The 24,728-nt window shown below is 39.6% G+C and carries 18 protein-coding genes and 1 tRNA gene; 14 read left to right on the top strand and 5 right to left on the bottom strand.

What is annotated here, in order from left to right:
* Positions 1-91: 91 nt before the first annotated feature.
* Positions 92-1,048, bottom strand: coding sequence for a methylenetetrahydrofolate reductase (locus H5126_RS06260; RefSeq protein ID WP_182711499.1), 957 nt, complete (start codon positions 1,046-1,048; stop codon positions 92-94).
* 259 nt (positions 1,049-1,307) lie between these two features.
* Between H5126_RS06260 and H5126_RS06255 the strand changes: the two genes are divergently transcribed.
* From H5126_RS06255 to H5126_RS06245, 3 genes are all read left to right on the top strand, one after another.
* A complete protein-coding gene (locus tag H5126_RS06255; RefSeq protein WP_182721415.1) occupies positions 1,308-4,190 on the top strand; it encodes a pitrilysin family protein in 2,883 nt (960 codons plus the stop codon).
* A gap of 197 nt (positions 4,191-4,387) precedes the next feature.
* Positions 4,388-5,206: a serine O-acetyltransferase gene (gene cysE, locus H5126_RS06250; RefSeq protein ID WP_002958786.1), complete on the top strand. Its 819-nt coding sequence runs from the start codon at positions 4,388-4,390 to the stop codon at positions 5,204-5,206.
* A 35-nt stretch (positions 5,207-5,241) separates the two neighbouring features.
* Positions 5,242-5,919 (top strand): hypothetical protein, encoded by a 678-nt coding sequence (locus H5126_RS06245; protein ID WP_182721416.1) that lies wholly within the window; start codon positions 5,242-5,244, stop codon positions 5,917-5,919.
* Here the strand turns inward: H5126_RS06245 and xseA are convergent.
* Positions 5,916-7,247: an exodeoxyribonuclease VII large subunit gene (xseA, locus tag H5126_RS06240; protein WP_182695719.1), complete on the bottom strand. Its 1,332-nt coding sequence runs from the start codon at positions 7,245-7,247 to the stop codon at positions 5,916-5,918. The two genes, H5126_RS06245 and xseA, sit on opposite strands and share 4 nt — an antisense overlap.
* A 401-nt stretch (positions 7,248-7,648) precedes the next feature.
* On the opposite strand from xseA, the gene guaB reads away from it, so the two are divergent.
* From guaB to rimI, 5 genes are all read left to right on the top strand, one after another.
* Positions 7,649-9,118 (top strand): IMP dehydrogenase, encoded by a 1,470-nt coding sequence (gene guaB, locus H5126_RS06235; RefSeq protein WP_002958783.1) that lies wholly within the window; start codon positions 7,649-7,651, stop codon positions 9,116-9,118.
* Between the two features lie 102 nt (positions 9,119-9,220).
* A complete protein-coding gene (gene guaA / locus H5126_RS06230; RefSeq protein ID WP_002958782.1) occupies positions 9,221-10,798 on the top strand; it encodes a glutamine-hydrolyzing GMP synthase in 1,578 nt (525 codons plus the stop codon).
* Positions 10,799-10,953: 155 nt separating this feature from the next.
* Positions 10,954-11,030 (top strand) — tRNA-Trp (locus H5126_RS06225).
* 64 nt (positions 11,031-11,094) lie between these two features.
* Positions 11,095-11,400, top strand: a complete 306-nt coding sequence (locus tag H5126_RS06220) for a hypothetical protein (RefSeq protein ID WP_182721389.1) — start codon at positions 11,095-11,097, stop codon at positions 11,398-11,400.
* The gene (gene rimI / locus H5126_RS06215) at positions 11,387-11,854 is read left to right on the top strand and encodes a ribosomal protein S18-alanine N-acetyltransferase (RefSeq protein WP_002958780.1); all 468 of its coding nucleotides are present in this window, start codon (positions 11,387-11,389) and stop codon (positions 11,852-11,854) included. Before H5126_RS06220 ends, rimI begins: the two co-directional genes overlap by 14 nt.
* A 73-nt stretch (positions 11,855-11,927) precedes the next feature.
* Here rimI and H5126_RS06210 read toward each other — a convergent pair whose 3' ends face one another.
* Complete coding sequence (locus H5126_RS06210) at positions 11,928-14,594, bottom strand: ATP-binding protein (RefSeq protein ID WP_024596082.1); 2,667 nt, start codon at positions 14,592-14,594, stop codon at positions 11,928-11,930.
* A 157-nt stretch (positions 14,595-14,751) separates the two neighbouring features.
* On the opposite strand from H5126_RS06210, the gene H5126_RS06205 reads away from it, so the two are divergent.
* The 5 genes from H5126_RS06205 to H5126_RS06185 all read left to right on the top strand — a co-directional run bounded on the left by H5126_RS06205 (position 14,752) and on the right by H5126_RS06185 (position 20,445).
* Positions 14,752-15,033: a multidrug transporter gene (locus H5126_RS06205; protein ID WP_259414007.1), complete on the top strand. Its 282-nt coding sequence runs from the start codon at positions 14,752-14,754 to the stop codon at positions 15,031-15,033.
* A 292-nt stretch (positions 15,034-15,325) separates the two neighbouring features.
* On the top strand, positions 15,326-16,915 hold the full coding sequence (gene prfC / locus H5126_RS06200) for a peptide chain release factor 3 (protein ID WP_002958776.1): 1,590 nt from the start codon (positions 15,326-15,328) through the stop codon (positions 16,913-16,915).
* Between the two features lie 60 nt (positions 16,916-16,975).
* Positions 16,976-18,718, top strand: a complete 1,743-nt coding sequence (argS, locus tag H5126_RS06195; RefSeq protein WP_002958775.1) for an arginine--tRNA ligase — start codon at positions 16,976-16,978, stop codon at positions 18,716-18,718.
* 299 nt (positions 18,719-19,017) lie between these two features.
* Positions 19,018-19,656, top strand: coding sequence for a pyridoxamine 5'-phosphate oxidase (gene pdxH, locus H5126_RS06190; RefSeq protein ID WP_002958774.1), 639 nt, complete (start codon positions 19,018-19,020; stop codon positions 19,654-19,656).
* A 21-nt stretch (positions 19,657-19,677) separates the two neighbouring features.
* Positions 19,678-20,445 carry a TatD family hydrolase gene (locus H5126_RS06185; protein ID WP_182721390.1) on the top strand — a complete coding sequence of 256 codons (768 nt, stop codon included), beginning with the start codon at positions 19,678-19,680 and terminating at the stop codon, positions 20,443-20,445.
* Here H5126_RS06185 and H5126_RS06180 read toward each other — a convergent pair.
* Positions 20,412-21,032: an AhpA/YtjB family protein gene (locus tag H5126_RS06180; RefSeq protein ID WP_002958772.1), complete on the bottom strand. Its 621-nt coding sequence runs from the start codon at positions 21,030-21,032 to the stop codon at positions 20,412-20,414. The two genes, H5126_RS06185 and H5126_RS06180, sit on opposite strands and share 34 nt — an antisense overlap.
* A gap of 152 nt (positions 21,033-21,184) precedes the next feature.
* On the opposite strand from H5126_RS06180, the gene serB reads away from it, so the two are divergent.
* Positions 21,185-22,213 (top strand): phosphoserine phosphatase SerB, encoded by a 1,029-nt coding sequence (serB, locus tag H5126_RS06175; protein WP_182721391.1) that lies wholly within the window; start codon positions 21,185-21,187, stop codon positions 22,211-22,213.
* Positions 22,214-22,233: 20 nt separating this feature from the next.
* Here the strand turns inward: serB and H5126_RS06170 are convergent, their stop codons facing one another.
* The gene (locus H5126_RS06170; RefSeq protein WP_182721392.1) at positions 22,234-24,711 is read right to left on the bottom strand and encodes a PilZ domain-containing protein; all 2,478 of its coding nucleotides are present in this window, start codon (positions 24,709-24,711) and stop codon (positions 22,234-22,236) included.
* Positions 24,712-24,728 lie beyond the last annotated feature (17 nt).

The raw sequence follows: 24,728 nt of genomic DNA, 5'->3' as shown, positions 1-24,728 counted from the left end.
AAAGCTCATAACCATTTTTAATTTAAGATTAATAAAAAAAGCAAGCCACTAGGCTTGCCAAGAAGGGTGTGAATTGGTTTAGGCTCAAGCTCTAAGCTATTAGCTTTTCCGCAAGGTTCAATTCCATAATGGCTTTTAATAAACGGTATAAGTTAATTGACGCGTCAATTTCTTCTTTACGGTTTGTTAAGCTTTCAATATTTAAGCCCAACGGCACGTCTAAATGTGCACAGCTTTTAAGTATTAAGTCGAGGTTTTCGCGGCAAATACGAACTGATTCGCTTAATGTATTGTCTGCATCAAGCATGCGCCATTTTGTAGCCTCTGGCACTGAGATACCCAACCATTGCATAAACTCTAAGGTTTTTTCGCCGCCGCACGGGGTAAACGTTAATATAATACGTTGAGGTGTAATACCCTGTGCTTTACATGTACGTGCGTAGCTAGTAATTAACTCTATAGTAGCTTGTGCGTCGTAAACAGCTTGCGATATAAAAAACTTACAACCCTGTGCTGTTTTTTCTATTAATCGTTCGTGCTCATTTCGTTTACTTGAATGGCGCTCGGCAATTGTAACGCCACCTAAAAAGAAATCATCTGATTGCTCAGCCAATGCTTTATACGCATCTGGCAGGCTTAGCTTTATATCGCCTACCGATGACGGGCTACCTACTAAAACTACATTTTGTAAATCGTAGTCGTTTTTAGTTTCACTTAGCCAATCTTTAAATTCGCCTACGCCACGCTGCGCCACACTTTTATAAGTAATTACATCTTGTGCAGATAAATTACGCAGTAAATGGCTGTATTCACGCGGATCAACGGTTTGTTTAAACGCAAACGGGCGCGCTTGATTGGTTCGACTGCTTTCGTCTTGAATGTCGTAAATTATTACGCCGTCGTATTCAATTTCGTGTAAGCGACCTAATAGCTTTTCTGCAATAGTTTTTAATTGCGCTTTATCGGTGCCTATTTTAGGCGGGGTAGTACCAATAAGATAAACACCTTGGTTGGTGTCCTCTATTTTCTCTTTTAATGATAAAGCCATAATCCTCATTCCAGCCAAGTGCGTTTTGATGGATTTAATATAGCAGCCATTTAGACGTCTAGATAGATTTATTTAGTGAAAATTTTTCAATTAACATGATGTTTATTCATAGTGCTTGTTCCCATAATTTATAATTGACACAGTTGTTTACATAATAAATTCCCTTGGGACTCTTATATTTATTGGCTTTGGGGCATAATCGAGGGTGAGTTAGTATTAAATCTAACAACAAATTTGCTCAATTTAAAAAGGGACAACAATGAAATTTAAATTATTAGCAACCAGCTTAGCGGTATCGCTGGCGTTAACGGGTTGCGCCATGCAACAAAACCAAAGCACGCAAACAACAGCACAACAAGAACAAGTAAATAAAGCTGATGACCGTGTTTTTTCACAAGATTACTTAATTGAAGAGCTAGAAAACGGCTTACGTGTCATGGTTGTTAAAACCGATTACCCTGATGTAGTGTCGCTGCAAATTCCGGTATCGGTTGGATCGCGTAACGAAGTTGAAGAGGGCAAAACAGGCTTTGCTCACTTTTTTGAACACATGATGTTTAAAGGCTCACAAAAATACCCTGAAGATGTGTACTCAGACATATTAAAAAATTCAGGTGTTGATAACCGCGCATATACAACAAACGATTACACAAATTACCATTTAAACTTTTCAAAGCAGCACCTTGATAAAGTACTTGAGCTTGAAGCTGATATTTTTCAAAATTTAACCTACACCGAAGAGCAATTTAGAACCGAAGCACAAACGGTAAAAGGTGAGTACTTGAAAAACAACGCGAGCCCAATTCGTAAATTATTAAGCGCTGTACGCGAAAAAGCGTTTGATAAGCACACGTATAAACACACCACTATGGGCTTTTTTAAAGACATAGAAGCCATGCCTGATCAAATGGCCTATGGTAAAGAATTTTTTGCCAAGTTTTATAAGCCTGAGTATGTGTCACTTGTCATCGTGGGCGATGTAGACCCACAAGCAACAATGGCAATGGTTAAAAAGCATTGGGGCAGCTGGAAAAAGGGTAACTATGTTGCTGACATTAAAGCAGAACCTGTTCAACAAGCACCAAAATATTTACACCAGCAAGATGAAGCGCTACCAGGGCATTGGTTACTCGTATCGTACAAAGGCGCTGCGTGGGAGCCTGCTAAAAAAGACAGAGCGGCGCTTGATTTAATCTCACAGCTTTATTTTTCTAGTAATTCAGATTTATATCAAGAGCTAGTGGTCGACAAACAAATTGCCAGCCAAATGTTTACCTATAACCCAGAGACTAAAGATCCGGGTTTATTACACGTATTTGTTAAAGTAGAAAACGCAGGCGATTTAGCCACTGCGCGCGATGCCATTAATCGAACTTATGCAAAAGCACGCACTGAGCTTGTTGATGAGCAAAAGCTAAGTGATTTAAAATCGAATCTTAAATACAGCTTTATTAATGGCTTAGATTCGTCGCAAGCGATTGCATCAACCCTTGCCAGCTACATGCATTTTGAGCGCGATCCTGAGGTTATAAACCAGCTGTATAAATCGGCAGATAACATCACCAGCGCAGATATTAAAGCCGTTGCTAATAAATACTTTACTGATAACGCACGTACCACATTAACAATGTCGGCACTTGATAAAGCCCCAGGTTTTGAGCAAGAAGTTAATTTAAATGCGCTTACTGCAAAGCTTGAACAAGCACCTGCGGCACCTGCATTTAAAGTACTTGATAAAACCAATAGCTCGCCGTTAATCGATGTTAACTTTTTATTCAATACCGGCGCGGCTGCCGACCCTCAAGGCAAAAAAGGTGTTGCAGCGCTCACTGCGGCAATGCTTGCACAAGGTGGCTCAGAGGCGACAAGCTATAAAGATATTCAAAAAGCACTTTATCCGCTTGCAGGTAGCTTTGGTTATCAAATAGATAAAGAAATGCTGTCGTTCCAAGGGCGTATTCATAAAGACAATGCAGCGCAGTGGTATTCACTTGTGAGCGATCAATTATTAAACCCAGGCTTTAGAGACGATGACTTTAAACGCCTTAAAAAAGAAATGATCGATGGTATTAAATCAGGCTTAAAAGCATCTAACGATGAAGAGCTAGGCAAAGAAGTGCTATACAGTGCACTTTACAAAAATCACCCTTACGAAAGTTACAACTACGGTGATATTTCGGATTTAGAAGCGTTGACGCTAGATGATGTTAAAGCGTTTTATAACATCGAGCTTACGCAATCTAAACTCACGGTTGGCTTAATTGGGGCTGTGCCTGCAAACCTTAAAGCTAAAATGATGAGCGATTTTGCAACGCTACCAAAAGGTGAGCAAAGCCGTTTAAGTATTCCTGATGCGCCAGTGCTTAAAGGTCATCATGCAACTATTGTAGAAAAATCGGCACAATCGACTGCTGTATCGTTTGGTTTTCCTATTGATACAATAAGAAGTAGCGAAGACTGGACAGCCCTTTGGCTTGTGCGTTCGTACTTTGGTGAGCACCGTAGTTCTAACAGCTTTTTATATGAGCGCATTCGTGAAACTCGCGGCATGAACTACGGCGATTACGCATACATTGAATATTTTCCACGTGGTATGTTTCAAACCAAGCCTGATGCAAACCTAGGGCGCTCTGAGCAAATTTTTCAAGTGTGGTTACGCCCACTTCGCTCTAATAACGATGCGCACTTTGCAACACGTACAGCCTTGTTTGAGCTAGATAAGCTAATTAAAAATGGTATGAGCGAAGATGACTTTGAAGCTACGCGTAACTTTTTAATTAACTTTGTGCCGCAAATGGTCGCAAGTCAAAATCGCCAATTAGGTTACGCACTTGATAGCGAATTTTACAACACAGATAGCTTTGTAAGTTACGTTACTAATAAACTTAAAACGCTAACGCTTGCTGATGTTAATCGCGTTATTAAAGAAAACTTACAAACAGACAATGTTCACTATGTATTTATTACTGGTGACGGCGCTGATATGCAAAAACGTTTAGCATCGCAGCAAACATCACCAATGATTTATAACACTAATAAACCTGCTGAATTAGTGGCTGAAGATAAAGTGATTGCTGATTATAAATTAGCAATTCCTGCAAAAAATATTGAAGTGATGAAAGTCGATAAAGTATTTCAATAACTTAAGTGTTTTTTAAGCGTTAAAATAATGCCTCGGTGCTATAAGCATCGAGGCATTTTTATTATTTAATAATGAAACTTAATAAACAGTTATACCTAATAACCAGAACAAATAACTAAGGGATTAACACCTTAGTGGTTAAATCCGTTAGACTTGGGAAAAGGCTATTTTATATCAACTTAAGGCAGTGCAGTATTATGCGTCATGCAATTTGGCAACAGCTTCGCGACGAAGCTAACGATGTAGTAAAACGTGAACCATTATTAGCAAGTCATGTTTATTCATGTGTTTTAAATCATGATTGTTTAGGTTCGGCATTGAGCTTTATTGTTGCTAATAAGTTGGCTGATGCGGTGGTATCTGCATTCACTATCCGAGAGCTGTTTGACCAAGCATTTGTAAAATGTGACCGTATGCTATCTTTTGTTGCTGAGGATATTAAAGCGGTAAAAGACCGCGACCCTGCATCAGAAACCTATCTTACGGTTATATTAAATCTAAAAGGTTTTCATGCTATTCAGGCGCACCGTTTGGCTAATTGTTTGTGGCAACAAAATCGCAAAGAGCTAGCGCGCTTTATTCAAAGCCGTAATTCTGAAGTGTTTGGGGTCGATATTCACCCAGCATGTAAAGTGGGTAAAGGCATTATGTTTGACCACGCAACCGGTATTGTTATTGGTGAAACAGCGGTAATTGAAGATAACGTATCAATTTTGCAATCTGTAACGCTTGGCGGTACAGGCAATGAGCAGGGCGATCGTCATCCTAAAATTAGAGCAGGCGTATTAATTGGCGCGGGTGCTAAAGTACTTGGTAATATTGAAGTAGGTGAGGGCGCACGAATTGGTGCGGGCTCAGTTGTACTTAGCAATGTTCCACCACACACAACCGCTGTTGGCGTACCCGCTAAAATTATTGGTCGACCGGATTGTGAGTGTCCGGCGCAAAGTATGAACCAAAATTTTTTAGCAAATCCTGAGCCTGAAAACGAATCGCACACGAGTGCAATGTTATAAGTAACTAAAAATAATAAAACTTAAAAGGAATTAACATGAACAAGAATAGTTTATTGGCTCTAGGGATTGGGTTTATTGCGGGTGTAGGTTTAACTTGGAGCTACTTTAATGCAGCTTCAAGTTATCCGGAATCTGTTAAGTCGCAGCCAAGTTATGAAAAACAGAAAAAGCTTCATACTGAACAACAAAGTAATGAGGTATTGAGTAATACAGGTTCAGCACCTGAGCAAGTCGCTAGTATAGAGCCCGCTGAAGTCTCGCCTACAACCAATTCAGAAACCCAAATGCTTGATGAACTACCTTTAGAAGAGCAAGTAACTCAGCTTAAGCAGCAACTCGCCGAACAGAAAGCGGCGCTCAAAAGTGTTTTAAAGAAAATGAGGGGCCCTTCAGATTTTGAGCAGATTTTACGTGATAAATTTGAAAATCAAACGCGCGATGAAGAATGGGCTTATCGTACTGAAATGGCATTACAAGATTTTTTATTAACAGCTGATTTATCAATTATTCCTGACGTTGTTAGTGCAAAATGTAAAAAAACAGTATGTGAATTTGAACTTGCCGCCCCTATTGATAACGACACATTTGGTAATGCTCAATGGCGAGAGCTAAACGATAAGTTGATGGAACAAGAGTTTTGGCAACAATTTAAAAGCACTACCTCCACATCGAGCGATAGCGAACTTAAAATGTTGCTAAGTACAGAGCTTTAAATAATTTGTGATTCTATAGAGCCATCGACTAACTCTGTAACTAAAACATCGCCTGTTTTAATTTGCCCCACAGATTTAACTACTTTTCCTTGCTGTGTTTTAGTGATGCTATAACCGCGCGCTAAAACATTAAGCGGACTTACCGAGTCTAACCTGCTTGCTTGCAGTGCTAAGCTATTATTCGCTTGTTGTAACTGATGCTGTATAGCTTGGTTTAGCCTAGCTTGTAATTGCGAGAGTTGATGGCTTGCTGAAGCGAGTTTTTTATCAGGTGATTGGCGCATCAAACGAGGCGTTAAGTTATTGAGTGTGCGTTCTTGCTGATATAAACGATTACGCATAGCTTGTTGCAGCGCAATGCTTAGCTCATCCAAACGTTGTGATTTTTGACTAAGCTGACTACGCGGATGACACAAATTAAGGCGGTGTTGTAACTGCGTTGCTAGAGCGCGTTTATCGGCAATGTCGTGCTTAAACGCGTTAGATAAACGATTAACCAATTGCGTTACTTTGTTGTGTAACTCTTGCGTATTTGGGCTTACAAGCTCAGCTGCGGCTGATGGAGTTGCTGCACGAACATCAGCAACGTAATCGCTAATGGTTGTATCTATTTCATGGCCTACTGCACTTACTATAGGTAATTCACTTTCAAAAATAGCCCGTGCGAGCTGTTCGTGATTAAAGCACCATAAATCTTCAAGTGATCCGCCGCCTCGTCCTAAAATAAGTACGTCTACTTCATCACGAGCATTAGCTAATTCAATTTGATTAATTAAATGTAGGTGTGCTTCTTTGCCTTGTACCATAGCAGGGTAAATGATTACCTCTAGCTGCGGCGCACGGCGTTTAAGTACCGTTAAAATATCTTTTATAGCAGCGCCGGTTGCAGAGGTAATAACACCAATACGATTAATGTTTTGCGGAAGTGGTTTTTTATACGCAGAGCTAAATAATCCTTCGGCGGCCAAACGCATTTTAAGTGCATCGAATTCTTGTTTTAGCTGACCTTCGCCGGCCGGTTCCATATGCTCAACAATAAGCTGGTAGTCACCGCGAGGTTCATAAAGTGATACACGCGCTTTTACTGTAACTTGCGCGCCATTTGCAGGGCGATAGCTTTGGTTGCGATTATTCCCACGCCACATAGCGGCTTTAATTTGTGCTTTATCGTCTTTTAACGAAAAGTACCAATGTCCAGATGCAGGGGTAATAAAGTTAGAAATTTCGCCCGTGAGCACTAAAGATGCAAAACCTTGCTCAAGAATTGTGCGAATTTCTCTATTAAGGCGTGAAACGGTGTAAACCGCCTGCGAAGGCTTCGAAAACATAAAAAACAACCTAAAACTATTTATAAAGCAAGGGTCTATTGACCTTTGTAGATTAAAATTTGTTCAAACTAGGGGCGATTTAATCGCGGCGCGAGGTTTGTAACCTAGTGGGCTAAGTAAAAACCGAGTAACAAAGAGTTAATCGCCCCTAGGCTGAACCCTTTGGGCAGCGCTTGTTTGGAATTGATGCTACGTTATCGCCTATTTATGGGGAATAACCACACTGCATAGGCTCTGCCTTGCCTAAATACCTAACAAACTGCTGCAAATTTAACCTTGAAAGGCTAATAGACCCTATATTATCATAAATATTTGCGAAATATTATTTACTCATGCCAACAACGCTGTTAAAATTTGGCCGCAATTCCTTATCTTAGATCCACATGTGAGAAGTTGCCAAAATGCTTAGAATCGCTAAAGAAGCTCTTACCTTTGATGACGTACTTTTAGTACCTGGTCATTCTACTGTTTTGCCACACACGGCAAATATTTCAACTCGCTTAACGCGTGGTATCAAACTTAACTTGCCGCTTATTTCAGCATCTATGGATACTGTTACAGAAGCTCGTTTAGCTATTGCCCTTGCGCAAGAAGGTGGTCTTGGTTTTATTCATAAAAACATGACTATTGAAGAACAAGCGAAAAACGTACGTAAAGTTAAAACCTACGAAGCAGGTATTGTTTCATACCCTGTAACGGTCACTGCCGATTTAACAATTGCAGATGCAATTGAGCTTTCGCACGAAAAAGGTTTTTCAGGCTTTCCGGTTACCGACAGCAATAATGTGCTTGTAGGCATTGTTACTAGTCGTGATATGCGTTTTGAAACTAAGCTTGAACAGCCTGTTTCTACCGTTATGACCAAAAAAGAAAAGCTTGTTACCGTTAAAGAGGGCGCAGCACGCGAAGAAATTTTAGGCTTAATGCACGAACACCGCATTGAAAAAATCCTTGTTGTTGATGATGAATTTAAACTCAAAGGCATGATCACAGTAAAAGATTACCAAAAAGCCCAAGACAAACCTGACGCATGTAAAGATGACCAAGGTCGTTTACGTGTAGGTGCTGCTGTAAGTGTTGGCGCAGGTACTGATGAGCGTATTGCTGCATTAGTAGAAGCGGGTATTGATGTTTTACTTATCGATACATCGCATGGTCACTCTCAAGGCGTTATTGACCGTGTTACTAAAACTCGCAAAGAGTACCCAGACTTACAAATTATTGCAGGTAACATTGCAACAGCTGAAGGTGCGATTGCACTAGCTGATGCCGGTGCCGATGCAGTTAAAGTAGGTATCGGCCCTGGTTCTATCTGTACTACACGTATTGTTACCGGTTGTGGCGTTCCACAAATTACCGCTATTTCAGATGCTGTTGAAGGCTTAAAAGGTCGCGACATTCCTGTTATTGCTGATGGTGGCATTCGTTTTTCTGGTGATATTGTTAAAGCACTTGTTGCTGGTGCATCGTGTGTAATGGTGGGTTCTCTTCTTGCTGGTACAGAAGAAGCACCAGGTGAAGTTGAATTGTACCAAGGCCGTTATTACAAATCTTACCGTGGTATGGGCTCATTGGGCGCGATGGATCAAAAAGAAGGTTCATCAGATCGTTACTTCCAAAAATCAAACGAAGCAGACAAGTTAGTACCTGAAGGTATTGAAGGTCGCGTAGCTTACAAAGGTCCTATTGCAACGATTATTCATCAGCAAGTAGGTGGCTTACGTAGTGCTATGGGCTTAACGGGTTGTGCAACAATTGAAGAGCTAAATACAAAACCACAATTTGTACGTGTTACTTCAGCAGGTATGGGTGAGTCGCATGTTCATGATGTGCAAATCACTAAAGAAGCACCAAATTACCGCTTAGGTTAAGCAGCGTAATTAATTTAATATACTGGGCTTGCTTTGCAAGCCCTCTTTTTAGTCGTTTACATTAACAAACGGCATTTAGCATCAGACTTTACGAGATACTCCATGAGCAAAGATATTCACGATTCACGAATTCTCATTTTAGACTTTGGTTCACAATACACTCAATTAATCGCCCGTCGTGTGCGTGAAATTGGTGTTTACTGTGAACTTTGGGCATGGGATGTGACTGAAGAGCAAATCCGCGAGTTCAACCCACAAGGTATTATTCTTTCTGGTGGTCCAGAATCAACAACACTTGAAAACAGCCCGCGCGCTCCTGAGTATGTATTTAATGCAGGCGTGCCTGTGCTAGGTATTTGCTACGGTATGCAAACAATGGCAGCTCAACTTGGTGGAAGTGTACACAGCTCTGATAAAAAAGAGTTTGGCTACGCACAAGTTGAAAAAGTAGGCAGCTGTGCATTATTTGATGCAATTGAAGACCATATTACTGATGGCGGCAACGGCATACTTGACGTATGGATGAGTCATGGCGATAAAGTAATGGACATTCCAGCTGATTTTACAACAACAGCTAAAACATCTACTTGTCCACATGCTGCAATGTCTAACGAAGAAAAGCGTTTTTACGGCGTACAATTTCACCCAGAAGTAACGCATACTCATCAAGGGTTACGTTTGCTTGAGCGTTTCGCTATTGATATTTGTGGCTGTGAAAAATTATGGACTCCTGCAAAAATCATCGATGATGCTATTGAGCGTATTAAAGAAACTGTAGGTGATGACGAAGTCATTTTAGGTCTATCTGGTGGTGTTGATTCATCAGTTGTGGCTATGCTTATTCACCGTGCAATTGGCGCAAAGCTAACATGTGTATTTGTTGATAATGGTTTACTTCGTTTAAACGAAGGTCAGCAAGTTATGGACATGTTTGGTAATAAATTTGGCTTAAACATTGTTAAAGTTGAAGCTGAAGAGCAGTTTTTAAATGATTTAGCTGGTAAGTCAGACCCAGAAGATAAACGTAAAGCCATTGGTCACACGTTTATTAATGTATTTGATGAGCAAGCCAAAAAGCTTAAAAATGCGAAATGGTTAGCGCAAGGTACAATTTATCCTGACGTTATTGAATCTGCGGCATCTGCCACAGGTAAAGCGCATGTTATTAAATCTCACCACAATGTGGGCGGATTACCAGATGACATGAAAATGGGCCTTGTTGAGCCATTGCGTGAATTATTCAAAGATGAAGTGCGTAAAATTGGTCTAGAACTTGGTTTACCGTACGACATGCTTTACCGTCATCCTTTCCCTGGACCAGGTTTAGGTGTGCGTGTACTTGGCGAAATCAAAAAAGAGTACTGTGATTTACTACGCCGCGCAGATGCGATTTTCATCGAAGAGCTACACAAAGCTGAGCTTTATCATAAAGTAAGCCAAGCGTTTACTGTATTCTTACCAGTTAAATCGGTAGGGGTTATGGGCGATGCACGTAAGTACGATTGGGTTGTATCACTTCGTTGTGTAGAAACAATCGACTTTATGACAGCACGCTGGTCACATTTACCATATGAGTTTTTAGGTGTGGTTTCAAACCGTATCATTAACGAAATAGATGGTATTTCTCGTGTAGTTTACGATATTTCAGGTAAACCACCTGCAACTATCGAATGGGAATAATTAATTTTAGTTTTAATTAACTAATTTTAAGTGATTAAAAAACGGCGAATTAGCATGCTAATTCGCCGTTTTGTTTATTTAAAAAGCAGTTGAACTAAAAGAGTGATTTTTCTCTTTACCTTTGGCGAAACTTCTCTATAATTCGTCGTCATTGCAGGGGCGTAGTTCCAATTGGTAGAACAGCGGTCTCCAAAACCGATGGTTGGGAGTTCGAATCTCTCCGCCCCTGCCATTTCTTCTTTACATCGTTTTTATTACTTCTTATATTGTTCAAATGTCTAATCTACTGAGTTGTTATGCACCCACGTTACGCAGCTATTTTTGATATAGAAAATCTTGAACTCAATCAGCATTATTGTTCTCAAGCAAATGACCAAGCAGATACTTTATCGCAAAGCACGACAGCTAGTTCTTTAACGATAAATGAGCAACTATTTGCAGACATTAAGCTCAGTGCAGGGGCTATTATTATAAATAGCGTTGTACAGGGTAGTGAGATGCAATTAAACGATAATCAGCTTACATTGCCAACCCCACAGCTTAACGCCTATGAGAAGCGTGCTTTATGGGCTTTAATGAGTGAACACCTTGATAAACTTTAAATCAGTAGATGAAACTGCAATACCTCAATTAATGGCCATCGAAACAGCATGTCATAGCCATCCGTGGACTTTAAATACAATGAGTTCATGTATAGGCGGGCGCTATTTTAATGTTGCCGCATTTGATGAGGTGAGCATGATTGGTTTTTATATTGGTGAAAAAGCAGGGCCTGATTTTACGCTTATGGATATTTGTGTAACACCAAGCCACCAGGGTAAGGGTATTGCAAGGCAGTTGTTAGCTCAGTTTATTGAATATGGTGAACAGCAAAATGCTGAAAACCTCTTTTTAGAAGTACGCGAATCTAATACGCGGGCTATTGCGCTATACGAGAACGCTGGCTTTACAGAGATGTCAGTGCGTAAAAACTACTATCCAAGTGATAATCCGGCCAAAAATGGCTTTGAAGACGCTATTTTAATGGGCATGGCATTAGGTTTAAACTTTTCATAATTAAAGTCGGTGGTTAGCGTTTTAAGCATAGAGCACTAACGCACCGAACTTGTACTATTTTGTAAGTTTTCTTTTAGGTTACTTTGCCACTAATTGCTTGCTCAATGGCTGCTATTAATTTATTTACCAGCTCGTCTCTTGGCACTTTATTGTTACTTTTTAAATTTTCTTCAAGTGCCGCAGCGCTGTGATAAATTTCATCAAAATTAAAGCACCCAGAACTACCTTTAATACTGTGCGCTATACTTCTTAATGCTTCCCAGTCATTACAATGTTGCAGAGTTTTAACTTCTTCTAAATAAGTAGGTAAGTTGGCTAAATAGTTATCAGTAATTTGCTGAAACTTTTCGCTTTTTAATAAGCTGTCCCACTTATTTTGATTATCCTTTTCAAGATGTAGGTAGCTTACGAGTACATTTTCCAGAGCATCTTTATCAATGGGTTTAGCGAGTGCTTTGTTGCAGCCAGCTTCTAGGTAAGTGCCTATATCGTGGTTCATTACATTAGCAGTAAGGGCAATAATGGGGCCATCGTATGCTGCATGACGAAGCATTTTAGTCGCTTCTAATCCGCCCATTACAGGCATTTGCATATCCATTATAATAAGCTGATAGTCATTAACGAGTGCCATTTCTACAGCTTGTGCGCCATTACTAGCAATATCGGGTTCAAGGCCCCAAGTTTGCAGTAATAATTTAATTAATAGTTGGTTATCAGGGTTATCCTCAGCGACTAAAATATTAGCCTCAAAGTTATTGGTCGCAAACGATAAGAGAGGGTCTTTCTCTGGTATTAACTGGCTTTCTTGCGTTAAAAACTCAAGCATTGGTTGATCATCAGATAACTGACACGACACCCTAATTGTAAAGCGGCTACCAACGCCAACTTCACTTTCAAGCGTTACATCGCCACCAAGTAACAGTGCTAAATTTTTAGAAATACACAACCCAAGGCCTGTACCACCAAAACGACGTGTGGTTGTGGCATCGGCTTGCTCAAACGGTTTAAACACACGCTCTATTTGATGCTCAGACATACCAATGCCGGTATCTTTAATTACAAATTCTAGCTTTTGACTTGCTTGTAAATAATGCACGCAAATAGACACACTGCCATTTTCGGTAAATTTAACAGCGTTATTTGCAATATTTATAAGTATTTGTTTTAAGCGGGTCACATCACTATAAATGGTGCGAGGTAGCGGCAGTTGGTAATCAATATTAAGGGTTAATTGTTTTTCTTGTGCCAGTGGTTGAATAATTGATTCAATGTCATGCACAAGCTGCACTACGTTTAACGCAGACAAATCGACAGCTAGCTTTTCAGCTTCAATTTTAGATAAGTCGAGTATATTATTTATTAACTCTAGTAAGTGTTTTGAATTACGTAAAATAGTGCTTAGATGTTGTTTGTCGTTGGCTACTTTGTCGTTGTGGAGTAATTGCTCTGTAAAGCCCATAATAGCCGTAAGTGGCGTTCGTATTTCGTGACTCATATTAGCTAAAAAACGACTTTTAAGCTGATTAGCTTGCTCGGCTTGGCCAATTGCAAGCTCTAGTTGGCTGTTCATGGCTTCAAGTGCTTTAGTACGACTTTCTACTTTATCTTCAAGGTGGTGTTTATATTCTTCAAGCTGCTGCTGGTAGTGTCTAATTTGATTAACCATGTGGTTAAAGTCGTTAAACAAAACACCCACTTCGTCATTTGTATGAGCTGGTAAGTGCACCGACAAATCGCCATCACCAACACGGTGGCTTGCAGCACCCAGTAATTCAATTGGATTAAGTAGTAAATTACGTACCACTATAAAAATTAATATTGGCAGGGTGATTATCGAAATAATAACAATTAAGCCTGTTATTAGGCTTATGGCTTTACCAGATTGATAAAGCACACCTTTGGGAATGGTTGAAACGTAATAATATCCACCGGGCATTTGTACGGCAAAAATCATTCGCTCTATTTTATCTATGCTTGAGAGTTCAATGGTAGAAAGCATGCCTATATCGGCAAGATCATGTACTTGGTTAAGTTCATATTCGCTTATGTATTGGCCGCGCATGTTGTAGTCGGAGCTAAATAAAATTTTCCCGTCTTTGGTCAACATTAAATTAAGTGTGTTGTTATATGGCGCTTCTAAAATACTGGAGTTGAGTATTGAAGGCTCAATATGTATTACAATAAAACCAAGCTGCTGTGGACGTTTCAAGTAGTAATCAACGCTGTCAATTCGTTGAATGAAATATAAGCTCGTGGTGCCATCGTCCTTTTGAATCATAAATTGCTGTGTACTTAAATTACTTTGCAATACTCGATTAAAAAATGGATAGCTTTTAGGCGCTGTTGTTAGGTTATTAGAGTAGTAGGCATCACTTTTCCCACTTGCTGAAACTAAATTAATGCTAATTATATCTGGATAAGCTTCGCTGTAACTGGCAAATACATCCATAAGCGCGCCAAGTTTTCGGGTGTAATTACCGTTGGCGCTAATATCGTTTGCTAAAAAGTCACTAAGTACTGGCGAATTTGAAAGTAGTTTTGCAGTAGAGTGAAAAGAGTCAATATAGTTGAATATTTTTTGCTGTTGTTGCTCAACAAAACGGCTCATTATTAAATCAGCTTGTTTTTGTGTTGAATTAGTGACATTGGTGAGCGTAAAGCCACCTAAAAATAGCAGTGGCAGAATAACAAGAGGTGTTATATACCATAATAATCTTATACTTAACTTACTGGTTTTCATGACCAAACGACTTATCCTCCATGCAATCTGCCAATAATATGCGTTACGACCTGATTACACAAGCTTATAGCGGTCTTGGTGGCTAAATTACAATCATTAGTTGCATGATCTTTAGCTCTTTTTTTTATGTTTAAGTTATTTAAATTTAACAAGTTACATGGATATAATATTAATTCAGTGTTTAAAAACTTACATAGTTTTACATCTTTTAAAGTCAATAACTAAAGTTGATGCATTGCCAGGCGTGACATTAAAAGGACACGTTGACAGTCTAAATCCAGCAAGTTACTCCACTATTGGTGAGCATAATGCAACAGGCAACTTTACTAAAATAGCGCAGCGCCTACCGGTAAAGATTAGTTTAGATGCTAAGCAGCCTTTACTTAGTCAACTACGTGTTGGAATGTCGGTTGTACCTACTATTGATGTTGTTAAGTAACTACTCATTTTTATTTAAACGATCTACGACTAAATTGTAGGTCGTTTAAATATCGCTCGCTGTACACATTTATTTTAAAGCTAAGATATTTTTAAGTAGATAGCACACTTTTATACCGACTCCTGTTACAATTGCCATTATTAAAAAATCAACTATTGACGCTTTATTATCAGCTGTTTGCAACGTGAAAATCAGCGAGAATAGTAGTTAATTACGATCAACATAACGGGTTTACTCGCAGACGCTTATTAAAATGCATTCAACCCCGCATATAAACTAAAAGAATTTATCAATGGCAGACCAGACTATTATCAATGAAATCAGCAAGCGAAGGACCTTTGCTATCATCTCTCACCCGGATGCTGGTAAAACAACGATTACCGAAAAAGTATTGTTATTCGGACAAGCTATTCAAAGAGCTGGTACTGTAAAAGGTCGCGGCTCTAACCAGCATGCTAAATCTGACTGGATGGAAATGGAAAAAGAGCGTGGTATATCAGTTACTACGTCTGTAATGCAATTTCCATATAACGACGCACTTGTTAATTTACTTGATACGCCAGGACACGAAGATTTCTCTGAAGATACGTACCGTACATTAACAGCAGTAGATTCGTGCTTAATGGTTATTGATGCGGCTAAAGGTGTAGAAGACCGTACCCGTAAGCTAATGGAAGTTACACGCCTGCGTACCACACCTATTGTTACATTTATGAACAAATGTGACCGTGATATTCGCGACCCAATGGAAGTGCTGGACGAAGTTGAAACAGAGCTAAATATTGCCTGTGCACCCATTACTTGGCCAATTGGTTGTGGTAAAGAGTTCAAAGGTGTTTATCACATTCATAATGATGAAGCTGTTTTATATAAAACGGGCCAAGGTCATAAAATTCAAGATGTTCGCACAATTAAAGGCCTTGATAATCCAGAGTTAGATATAGCCATTGGTGAAGACTTAGCTGCGCAGTTACGTGATGAGCTTGAGCTTGTTATTGGTGCATCAAACGAATTTGATTTAGATCTGTTTTTAGCCGGTGAGCTTTCGCCAGTTTATTACGGTACCGCACTTGGTAACTTTGGTGTTGATCACGTGTTAGATGGTTTAACTAAGTGGGCGCCAACGCCATTACCACGTGAAACCGAAGACAGACTAATTGTTGCAACTGAAGAAAACTTTACCGGGTTTGTATTTAAAATTCAGGCCAACATGGACCCTAAACACCGTGACCGTATTGCATTTATGCGTATTGTATCGGGTAAGTACAGCCAAGGCATGAAAATGAATCACGTGCGAATTGGCAAGCAAGTGAGCATTTCTGATGCGGTAACCTTTATGGCGGGCGATCGTGAACGTGCCGCAGATGCTTTCGCTGGCGACATTATTGGCTTGCATAACCACGGTACAATTCAAATTGGTGATACGTTCACGCAAGGCGAAAAACTTAAATTTAGTGGTATTCCTAACTTCGCCCCTGAACTATTTCGTCGTATTCGCCTTCGCGATCCGCTTAAGCAAAAGCAATTATTAAAAGGCTTAGTACAGCTTTCTGAAGAAGGGGCTGTACAGGTATTTAGACCACTTATTAATAACGACTTAATAGTAGGCGCGGTAGGCGTACTTCAGTTTGATGTGGTTGTAGCACGTTTAAAAGCAGAATATAACGTTGATGCTATTTATGAAGGCGTAAACGTAAATACGGCACGCTGGGTAAGCAGTGATGACGTTAAAAAGTTTGAAGAATTTAAACGTAAATGCGAAAGCAATTTAGCACTCGATGGCGGTGATAACTTAACTTACATTGCGCCGAGCCGTGTAAACCTTAACTTATCGGTCGAGCGTTACCCAGAAGTAACGTTTAGCCATACACGCGAAAACTAGAGCTCATTTACAAGAATTAAAAGAAAACCTGCTTTGGCGGGTTTATAAAGGTAAAAAAATATGAATATTCGTACTATTTTAATTGAAAAAGCCATTGCAGCTATGGTTGGTGCAGGCTTACCTGAAGATACAAACCCGGCAGTAACGCAAAGCACGCGTCCACAATTTGGTGATTACCAAATTAATGCAGCCATGGGCGCAGCTAAAAAAATGAAAAGCAACCCGCGTGAGCTTGCACAAAAAATTATTGATAACCTTGATGTAAGCGATATTGCACAAAAGACTGAAATTGCGGGTCCAGGTTTTATTAATATTCATTTAAAGCCTGAGTTTTTAGCGCAAAGCGTGAAAGCGGCTAACAATGATGCAAAACTAGCTGTAAACGAGCACGCTAAGCCACAAAAAGTAGTTGTTGATTATTCATCACCAAACCTAGCTAAAGAAATGCACGTAGGTCATTTACGTTCAACTATTATTGGTGACTCAATTGTACGTGCGCTTGAATTTAGAGGCGATACGGTTGTGCGTCAAAATCATATGGGTGATTGGGGCACGCAATTTGGTATGTTAATCGCGCATTTAGAAGATCAAATTAGTCAAGGCGTTGACTTAGATACTGTTGCGCTTGCTGATTTAGAAACTTTTTACCGCGATGCTAAAAAACGCTTTGACGACGAAGAAGGCTTTGCAGATAAAGCACGTGACTACGTTGTTAAATTACAAGGCGGCGATGCGCATTGTGAAAAACTTTGGAAACTATTTATAGCCACCTCAGTTAAACACTCTGAAGAAGTATACAAGCGTTTAAATGTAACGCTTACCCAAGCCGATATTATGGCTGAAAGCGCATACAATGCAGAGCTTAACGATATTATTAGCCTACTTAAAGATAAAAACATTGCCGTAGAGTCGCAAGGCGCGCAAGTGGTGTTTTTAGATGAGCTAGCTAATAAAGATGGCGAGCCATCAGCCTTTATCGTACAAAAATCTGGCGGTGGTTTTTTATATGCAACAACAGACTTAGCGGCATGTGACTACCGTTCAAATAAATTAGGTGCTGATCGCATCTTAATTTTTGTAGATGCACGTCAAAATCTACACTTTAACCAAGTAGAGCTAACAGCGCGTAAAGCTGGTTTATTAAGAGACGAAACAAGCTACGAGTTTTGCCCGTTCGGCACCATGATGGGCGCCGATAATAAACCATTTAAAACACGTACTGGTGGCACAGTAAAACTTGCTGATTTATTAGAAGAGTCAATTAACCGCGCAGCAGCAAAATTAGCTGAACGTGAGTCTGATTTAAGTGATAGCGATCGCAGCGAAATTGCCCGTAAAGTAGGTATTGGCGCAGTTAAATATGCCGACCTTTCTAAGCACCGTACCAGTGATTACATTTTTAACTGGGACAGCATGCTAAGTTTTGAAGGCGCAACCGCTCCTTACTTACAATATGCTTATACACGCGTACGCAGTATTTTCCGCAAATCAGGCGTTGATGCTGCTACATTAAATTCAGACGTTGCAATTGTTGAGCCTCAAGAAAAAGCACTTGCACTTAAGCTACTACAGCTCGAAGAAGTACTTGATTTAATGATCAGCGAAGCAACACCGCACGTACTATGTGGTTACTTATACGAGCTTGCAAGCTTATACATGACATTTTACGAAGCCTGCCCAGTACTTAAAGAAGGCGTAGAGCCAAGCGTGCGCGATAGCCGTTTAGTGTTGTGTAATTTGGTTTCAAGAACATTAGAAACGGGATTAGATCTGTTAGGCATTGAAGTCATGGAGCAAATGTAATCTGCTGCGTGTAGTTCGCTTTGACTGCGTTGTCGTGCTTTTTTAGCCTAAGTCACATACTAAATGTATGCTCCTTGGCATAAAAAAGCACTCCGTCTTGTCAGCACTTCTACACTTGCAGATGCAATGTTTTACATTGTAGGTTGGGTTGAGTGAAACGAAACCCAACGATACACCCGAGACTCGGTGCTATTTCTATCGTATATACCTGAGACTCGATACTTGTTATTACTCAATATCTATTGTTTTAAGCTCGCTACCCTAAGCTCTTTTCTAAGTCTTTATTTAAAGGATTTGTTATGAAACTCGAAGATATCCGCCGTGAATACCTGCAAGACGCGTTAAGCGAAGATAACTTGCAAGATGACCCATTCAAGCAGTTTGAAACATGGCTTGAGCATGCTGTAGCAAGCCAATTACCCGATCCAACAGCGATGGTTGTAGCAACTGTTGATGAAACCGGTCAGCCTTCACAGCGTATTGTGCTTTTAAAGCACCTGGATGATAACGGCTTTGTATTTTTTACCAATACAGGTTCGCGTAAAGCGCAGGAGCTTAAAGGCAATAACAAAATTTCCTTGCACTTTCCGTGGCACCACATGGAACGCCAAGTTATTGTATACGGTGAGGCTAAACCATTACCTACCTCTGCTGTGGCAAAGTACTTTTTATCTCGTCCTAAAGAAAGCCAATTAGCAGCGTGGGCATCAGCGCAAAGTCGTCCGGTGTCATCACGTAAAGTACTAATGGAAACCTTTGCTAATATGAAAAACAAGTTTGCTAAAGGTGAAATTCCATTACCTGATTTTTGGGGCGGTTATTGTGTAGTGCCCACTAAAATTGAGTTTTGGCAAGGTGGGGCGCATCGTTTACATGATCGTTTTATGTATCAGCGCCAAGCAGATAATAGCTGGCAAATTACACGCTTAAATCCTTAATAAATAGATGAGTAAGTAACCGTGCAATTTATTGACTCTCATTGCCACCTCGATTTTAGTGAGTTTGATTCAAGTCGTGAATCGCTGATAAACGAGTGTGTAGCAAAGGGAGTGAATCAGTTTGTTGTACCGGGTATTACGCTTGCTCAATCGCATACTCTTATAGGGCTCAAAGCAACCTATCCAAGTATAAAAATAGCGGCAGGGCTGCATCCTTACTTCTTAGATCAACATAAAGAATTGCACATAGAAGCGTTATTCGAGTTTGCAACTACAAATAAGCATCAGCTGGTGGCTATTGGTGAGTGTGGGCTTGATCGAAGCATTGAAAACCTCTCTAAACAAACTTATTTATTTGAACAGCAAATAGGGCTTTCTAATGAGCTAAGTTTACCGCTCATTGTACATCACAGGCAAAGCCATGATTTAATTGCGCAAGCGTTTAAACGTTGTAAGCCAAAAAATGGGGGAGTAATTCATGCATTTTCAGGTTCAATCCAACAAGCGAAGTACTATATCAAACAGGGCTTTAAGCTTGGCGTAGGCGGTGTTATTACCTATGAACGTGCAGCTAAAACCCGTGCTGTTATTGCCGCTATTGAGCCCGAGCACTTAGTGCTTGAAACAGATTCACCTTCAATGCCTTTAAGTGGCTACCAAGGGGAGGTTAACACGCCATTGCATATACCTGATGTGTTTGACGCACTATGTGATTTAAAGCCACACAGCGAAAAAGAGACGCTTGCAAAGCAACTTTATGATTCTTGTTCAGATGTTTTTTGCATATAACGATTTACCTGCCAGCGCTTTAATCCACGGCCTAACTGCCACGTAAAAATACAAGCAATCACTAGCATTAGTAAAACCTGCCTGCCTAAGTCATGAAAATGATTGTGGCTGTCGGATATTGCAGCGCGAGTTAAATAAGTAATAGATACAAAACCTATAGGGCGGTCATCATCGCTTATAACAGGTTCCATAAAAGGTGTTTTTAACTTACTTATTCCGGGGGTAGAATCAGAAAGTTGACCATAAACATGGTGCGACTGCCAATTGTCGCTACTGGCTAATAAAATACCCTGTTGATCGTAAATAGTGGCCGAAAGCACGAACTCATCTTTACTTATATCGTTACAAATTGCATTGAGCTGGGGTTTATTTTTTTCGATTAAAGGTGTTTTAACATTTAAAGCCATAAACTGAGTGAGGCTTTTTGCGGTGCTGTCGGCGCTATCGTAAAGTAACTGGTGACTCTGAAAACTACTATTAACACCCACCCAGCTTAGTAATACAAAACAGCCAGCCGCAAGAATTAAGCGAACGAGTCGCTTTCTTTGGGATGCGCTTATAGGGTTTTTAATATGGTTATTTTTCATAGTCACCGTTTATGCTACTGACAGCATTTTGATTTGATGTTACAACTACACTAACTATAACCTTAAACCCCACCTGATGGCGAATTTAGTGTTGAGAATAGCAGTTTTGAGATGCCAACTATCAGGAAAATAAAAATAAACACGGAGATCCCATGTCGCAAATCAACATGGCACAGCAAGCTGCTGAGCAACCATTACAACACTTAACTCTAAATAAATGGTTTAGCTATAGTGGTGGTGTATCTACACCTCTCGATTATATTCCAAACAAAGCATTAGGGTTATTTAGCATCGCATTTGCAGGTGATTTTGCAGAAAAACACATTGCCAGTATTGTTGACTTTTTAGCGACACATAACCAAAACGTCACCGCTATATGCCAATACCAACCTGATTTAGGGCTTGCACCAGCACTGTGTTTTTACGCGCAAAATGCAGATAAAACTATAAACCCGTTAGTACTACAAGAATTTTCAAACACGCTTGATTGTCAATTAGTGCAAGTTGCTACGCCGCCTAATTTATATGAGCCTGGTTTATTGGTTATGGATATGGATTCAACTGCAATAACTATTGAGTGCATAGACGAAATAGCACGCCTTGCGAACGTATACGATGAAGTTGCTTCTGTAACTGCACTTGCAATGGCGGGAAAACTTGATTTTAGTGAGAGTTTATATCAGCGTGTAGCTAAGCTTGAAGGTATTGAAAAAAGCTTAATTGAAGAGCTGAAAAGTACATTACCATTGATGCCTGGTATTAAAATACTGTGCCAAATTTTAAAGCAACATAAGTGGTATTTGGCGATTGCCTCAGGTGGTTTTGTGCCTTTTGCAGAGCGTGTACAAGAGCTGATTAATTTAGATGAAGTGCACGCTAATGAGCTCGAATTTAAAGACGACAAGCTAACAGGTAAAGTACTGGGTACGATTGTCGATGCACAGCAAAAAGCGGTCGTTTTAGAGGTGCTTCAGCAAAAGCTAGGGCTTAAAAAAGCACAAACTGTAGCTATTGGAGATGGCGCAAACGATCTAGTCATGATGGCAAAAGCTGGCCTAGGTGTGGCCGTACATGGTAAGCCAAAAGTGGTTGAGCAAGCACAGGCGGCTATTTGTGATGGGTCATTATTGCAATTGTTGTATATGTTGGCTATTCCGTTAGAAAAACAACCAACACTTTAAAATAAATTAAGTTAAACCGCTTAACGTAAGCGGTTTAACCAAATTAGCTTACGGCGGCTCATTTGTGCTACTTGCTCTTTTTTTAGTTCTAAATGGCTTAGCGCTTCTTCAGTTATATCTACTACATCACCTACACCAGCTACGGCCCATAAGGCTTCTTCTAAATCTTTAGCTTTGTGCATTGCGTACTGACTTACGTATTTTAGCTCATTAGAAAGATAATCAGTATCGGGGCGACCTGTGCGCGATATATACAAACGCATTACGAATATAAGTTGCGATGTAATACCTTTACTAATTTGTTTATAAAAGCTTGAGTAGTCTTCACCTAAAGCGCATTGGCTAACAATAGCCTCTTCAATACTGCCTTTTCGAGGATCGAAGTTAATAGCAAGTGTAAAAGCAAGTGGTGCATCTTGGCGGCTGCGATCTTTAATATTTGGTGTTATTACATTAATAATTTGCTCTTCAGTCAGAATGCTCGAAAAGTCAGTTTTGTTACTTAATAAACCAAAGTTTTGCAAAATTACGTGAATAGGACTGGCGTATAATCCATATCCAATTGCGCCGGTTTTAAAGTGTGCAGCTTCTTTGTGTAAATATAGCGGAAATTGGCAAACGCTTTTTGTAACCATATTTCTAAGTGCGGTAGATAAGCCTTCTACTTTAGGTGCCTCTTCAGAAACTTTTAGCTTATCTTTATTCCCTTCTATTAACTGAGTAAAAAAGGTCACGCCAGCATGGGGTAAATCAGCAATACGATTTGCTTTTAGGTTAATAGTAGTAAATGACTTACTGATGGCCATTACTTCGTACTTTAGTTCACTAAGCTTATGCTTTTTAGTTATTTTTTGAAGTTCAGGGAATGCTAAAAGTACTATATCGCCTTTTTTAAATGTGGCAGGTTGTTCGCACTCTAACTGCAAACCCATTACCGAAAAGTCACGTGTATAGCCGTTAAATACCTCATCATTAATAGTGACACTAACTGGTGTTTTATAAAGGTAGCGCTTATGCGAGCGTAAATTTACGTATTCAAGTGGCACAATATCTAAGTAGGGTGGTGTTTTGTGTTTTGCGTGGCCAAAGTGCTTGAGCTGATTTACTAATGCTTTATCAAAAGTAAGTTGTTTATAATTTGCTTGTTCAGCTTTATTGCCAATATTTGTAAGTACAACAATATACTTAACATCTTTTATAAGGCCTTTTACACGAGGTGAAGGCGGCTTATTTAATTTTTCTATATTTTCACCGGCACTATTAGGTAGTGAAAGCGGTATAAAAGAATCATCTGGATGACTTGGCATTACTTGTATTTTAAAGCACTGCCAGCTCTCTTTTTGGCTACCAAAACCTAAAAATAGATCACGTAATTTAGGGTTGTTATTTAACTCTGTACGCGTCGCTGAGTAGTAATAAATTTTACCTGATGATATATGTGTAAATGTATAGAGGTAATCTTCTTTTACTGCGGTAATTTGAGTTAGTAATTGTGTAATACGCTGATGATTAAGTATATTGTACAAACACGGTATTTTTCTTTCATCGGTAAAGTAGCGCTGAATAAAAATATTATTTTCAGTGGTAAGGCTAAGGCTTGGGTAATATTGCTCATCTTTTTTACTTAAAAACACATATAAAGACGTTACGCGAGGAATGTAGTACTGCTCATACCCCTTTGATACTACAGCATCGAGCGTATTATCTAGATTTACTTTATAACGACGCTTATTACCATGAATAAAACTTTCTAAAAAGTCATTAAAGGCATCGTTGTTTTCTATATAAGTGCGCTTTAAGCGGATGTGATTAAATTCACGAGAGATATTTTCTACTGCAACAACTTCGTATTGAATACCGTTTTTTAGGCCAAGTTCAAAGTCTTGCTCAAGGCCTACTAAGCGCATTGCGATGAGTTCGCCTTTTTTTATAGAGTAGCGCGTTGCAAGCTTAACTTTACAACCGCTTAAAGATATATCTGAGGTGCTAGCAGCAATGTTCTTTTTATCTTTGTAATCAATCGTTACTTTTATTGAGTAATTCATCCGCTCTTCACGGCGGCTCTCGTAAGAGGCAAACTTAATTACTTCAGTGTTTAAGTTATTTTCTAACTCTTGTAACTCTGATTTTTCGGCTGCTTGTTTTTGTAATACGCGGTGGTTATTTTCTGTATTCATTACGGCTTCGTAAACAGCTAAGGTGTATTCACCATGTTGTTTAAGCGCTTTTTCAAACACTTCAATGGCTGTGTCATCCATAAAGTGTTGCTTGCCGTTATGCTCATATGGTTTTACTTGGCCTGTCACTAATCCCCGAAGATCAACAAAACGTGCCACTGGCTGAGATAAACGCGACATTTCCATTTTCATTAAAAATTGCTCAGGTTTAGTTAACCCTGCGGTTTTTGATTTGAAAATCAGATCAAATTTAGCGTTGCCTAAATATGTTTTTAACTCATTCACGAGGTCTTCGTGTTTGAGCATTATGTCATCAGCCATTTATAAAACCATCACCG

The sequence above is a fragment of the Pseudoalteromonas sp. SG45-3 genome (assembly GCF_014164075.1).
Lineage (GTDB): Bacteria > Pseudomonadota > Gammaproteobacteria > Enterobacterales > Alteromonadaceae > Pseudoalteromonas > Pseudoalteromonas distincta.
The sequence above is the reverse complement of the archived record's forward strand: the minus strand, read 5'-3'. Positions and strand labels throughout refer to the sequence as shown.

Excerpts from the sequence above, each read along its gene's own strand:
- H5126_RS06260 (WP_182711499.1), bottom strand. The coding sequence starts at position 1,048 with ATGGCTTTATCATTAAAAGAGAAAATAGAGGACACCAACCAAGGTGTT.
- xseA (WP_182695719.1), bottom strand. The coding sequence starts at position 7,247 with ATGTTTTCGAAGCCTTCGCAGGCGGTTTACACCGTTTCACGCCTTAAT.
- H5126_RS06205 (WP_259414007.1), top strand. The coding sequence starts at position 14,752 with ATGGATATAATATTAATTCAGTGTTTAAAAACTTACATAGTTTTACAT.
- argS (WP_002958775.1), top strand. The coding sequence starts at position 16,976 with ATGAATATTCGTACTATTTTAATTGAAAAAGCCATTGCAGCTATGGTT.
- serB (WP_182721391.1), top strand. The coding sequence starts at position 21,185 with ATGTCGCAAATCAACATGGCACAGCAAGCTGCTGAGCAACCATTACAA.
- H5126_RS06220 (WP_182721389.1), top strand. The coding sequence starts at position 11,095 with ATGCACCCACGTTACGCAGCTATTTTTGATATAGAAAATCTTGAACTC.
- H5126_RS06170 (WP_182721392.1), bottom strand. The coding sequence starts at position 24,711 with ATGGCTGATGACATAATGCTCAAACACGAAGACCTCGTGAATGAGTTA.
- pdxH (WP_002958774.1), top strand. The coding sequence starts at position 19,018 with ATGAAACTCGAAGATATCCGCCGTGAATACCTGCAAGACGCGTTAAGC.
- cysE (WP_002958786.1), top strand. The coding sequence starts at position 4,388 with ATGCGTCATGCAATTTGGCAACAGCTTCGCGACGAAGCTAACGATGTA.
- guaB (WP_002958783.1), top strand. The coding sequence starts at position 7,649 with ATGCTTAGAATCGCTAAAGAAGCTCTTACCTTTGATGACGTACTTTTA.
- H5126_RS06245 (WP_182721416.1), top strand. The coding sequence starts at position 5,242 with ATGAACAAGAATAGTTTATTGGCTCTAGGGATTGGGTTTATTGCGGGT.
- H5126_RS06210 (WP_024596082.1), bottom strand. The coding sequence starts at position 14,594 with ATGAAAACCAGTAAGTTAAGTATAAGATTATTATGGTATATAACACCT.
- H5126_RS06180 (WP_002958772.1), bottom strand. The coding sequence starts at position 21,032 with ATGAAAAATAACCATATTAAAAACCCTATAAGCGCATCCCAAAGAAAG.
- prfC (WP_002958776.1), top strand. The coding sequence starts at position 15,326 with ATGGCAGACCAGACTATTATCAATGAAATCAGCAAGCGAAGGACCTTT.
- guaA (WP_002958782.1), top strand. The coding sequence starts at position 9,221 with ATGAGCAAAGATATTCACGATTCACGAATTCTCATTTTAGACTTTGGT.
- H5126_RS06255 (WP_182721415.1), top strand. The coding sequence starts at position 1,308 with ATGAAATTTAAATTATTAGCAACCAGCTTAGCGGTATCGCTGGCGTTA.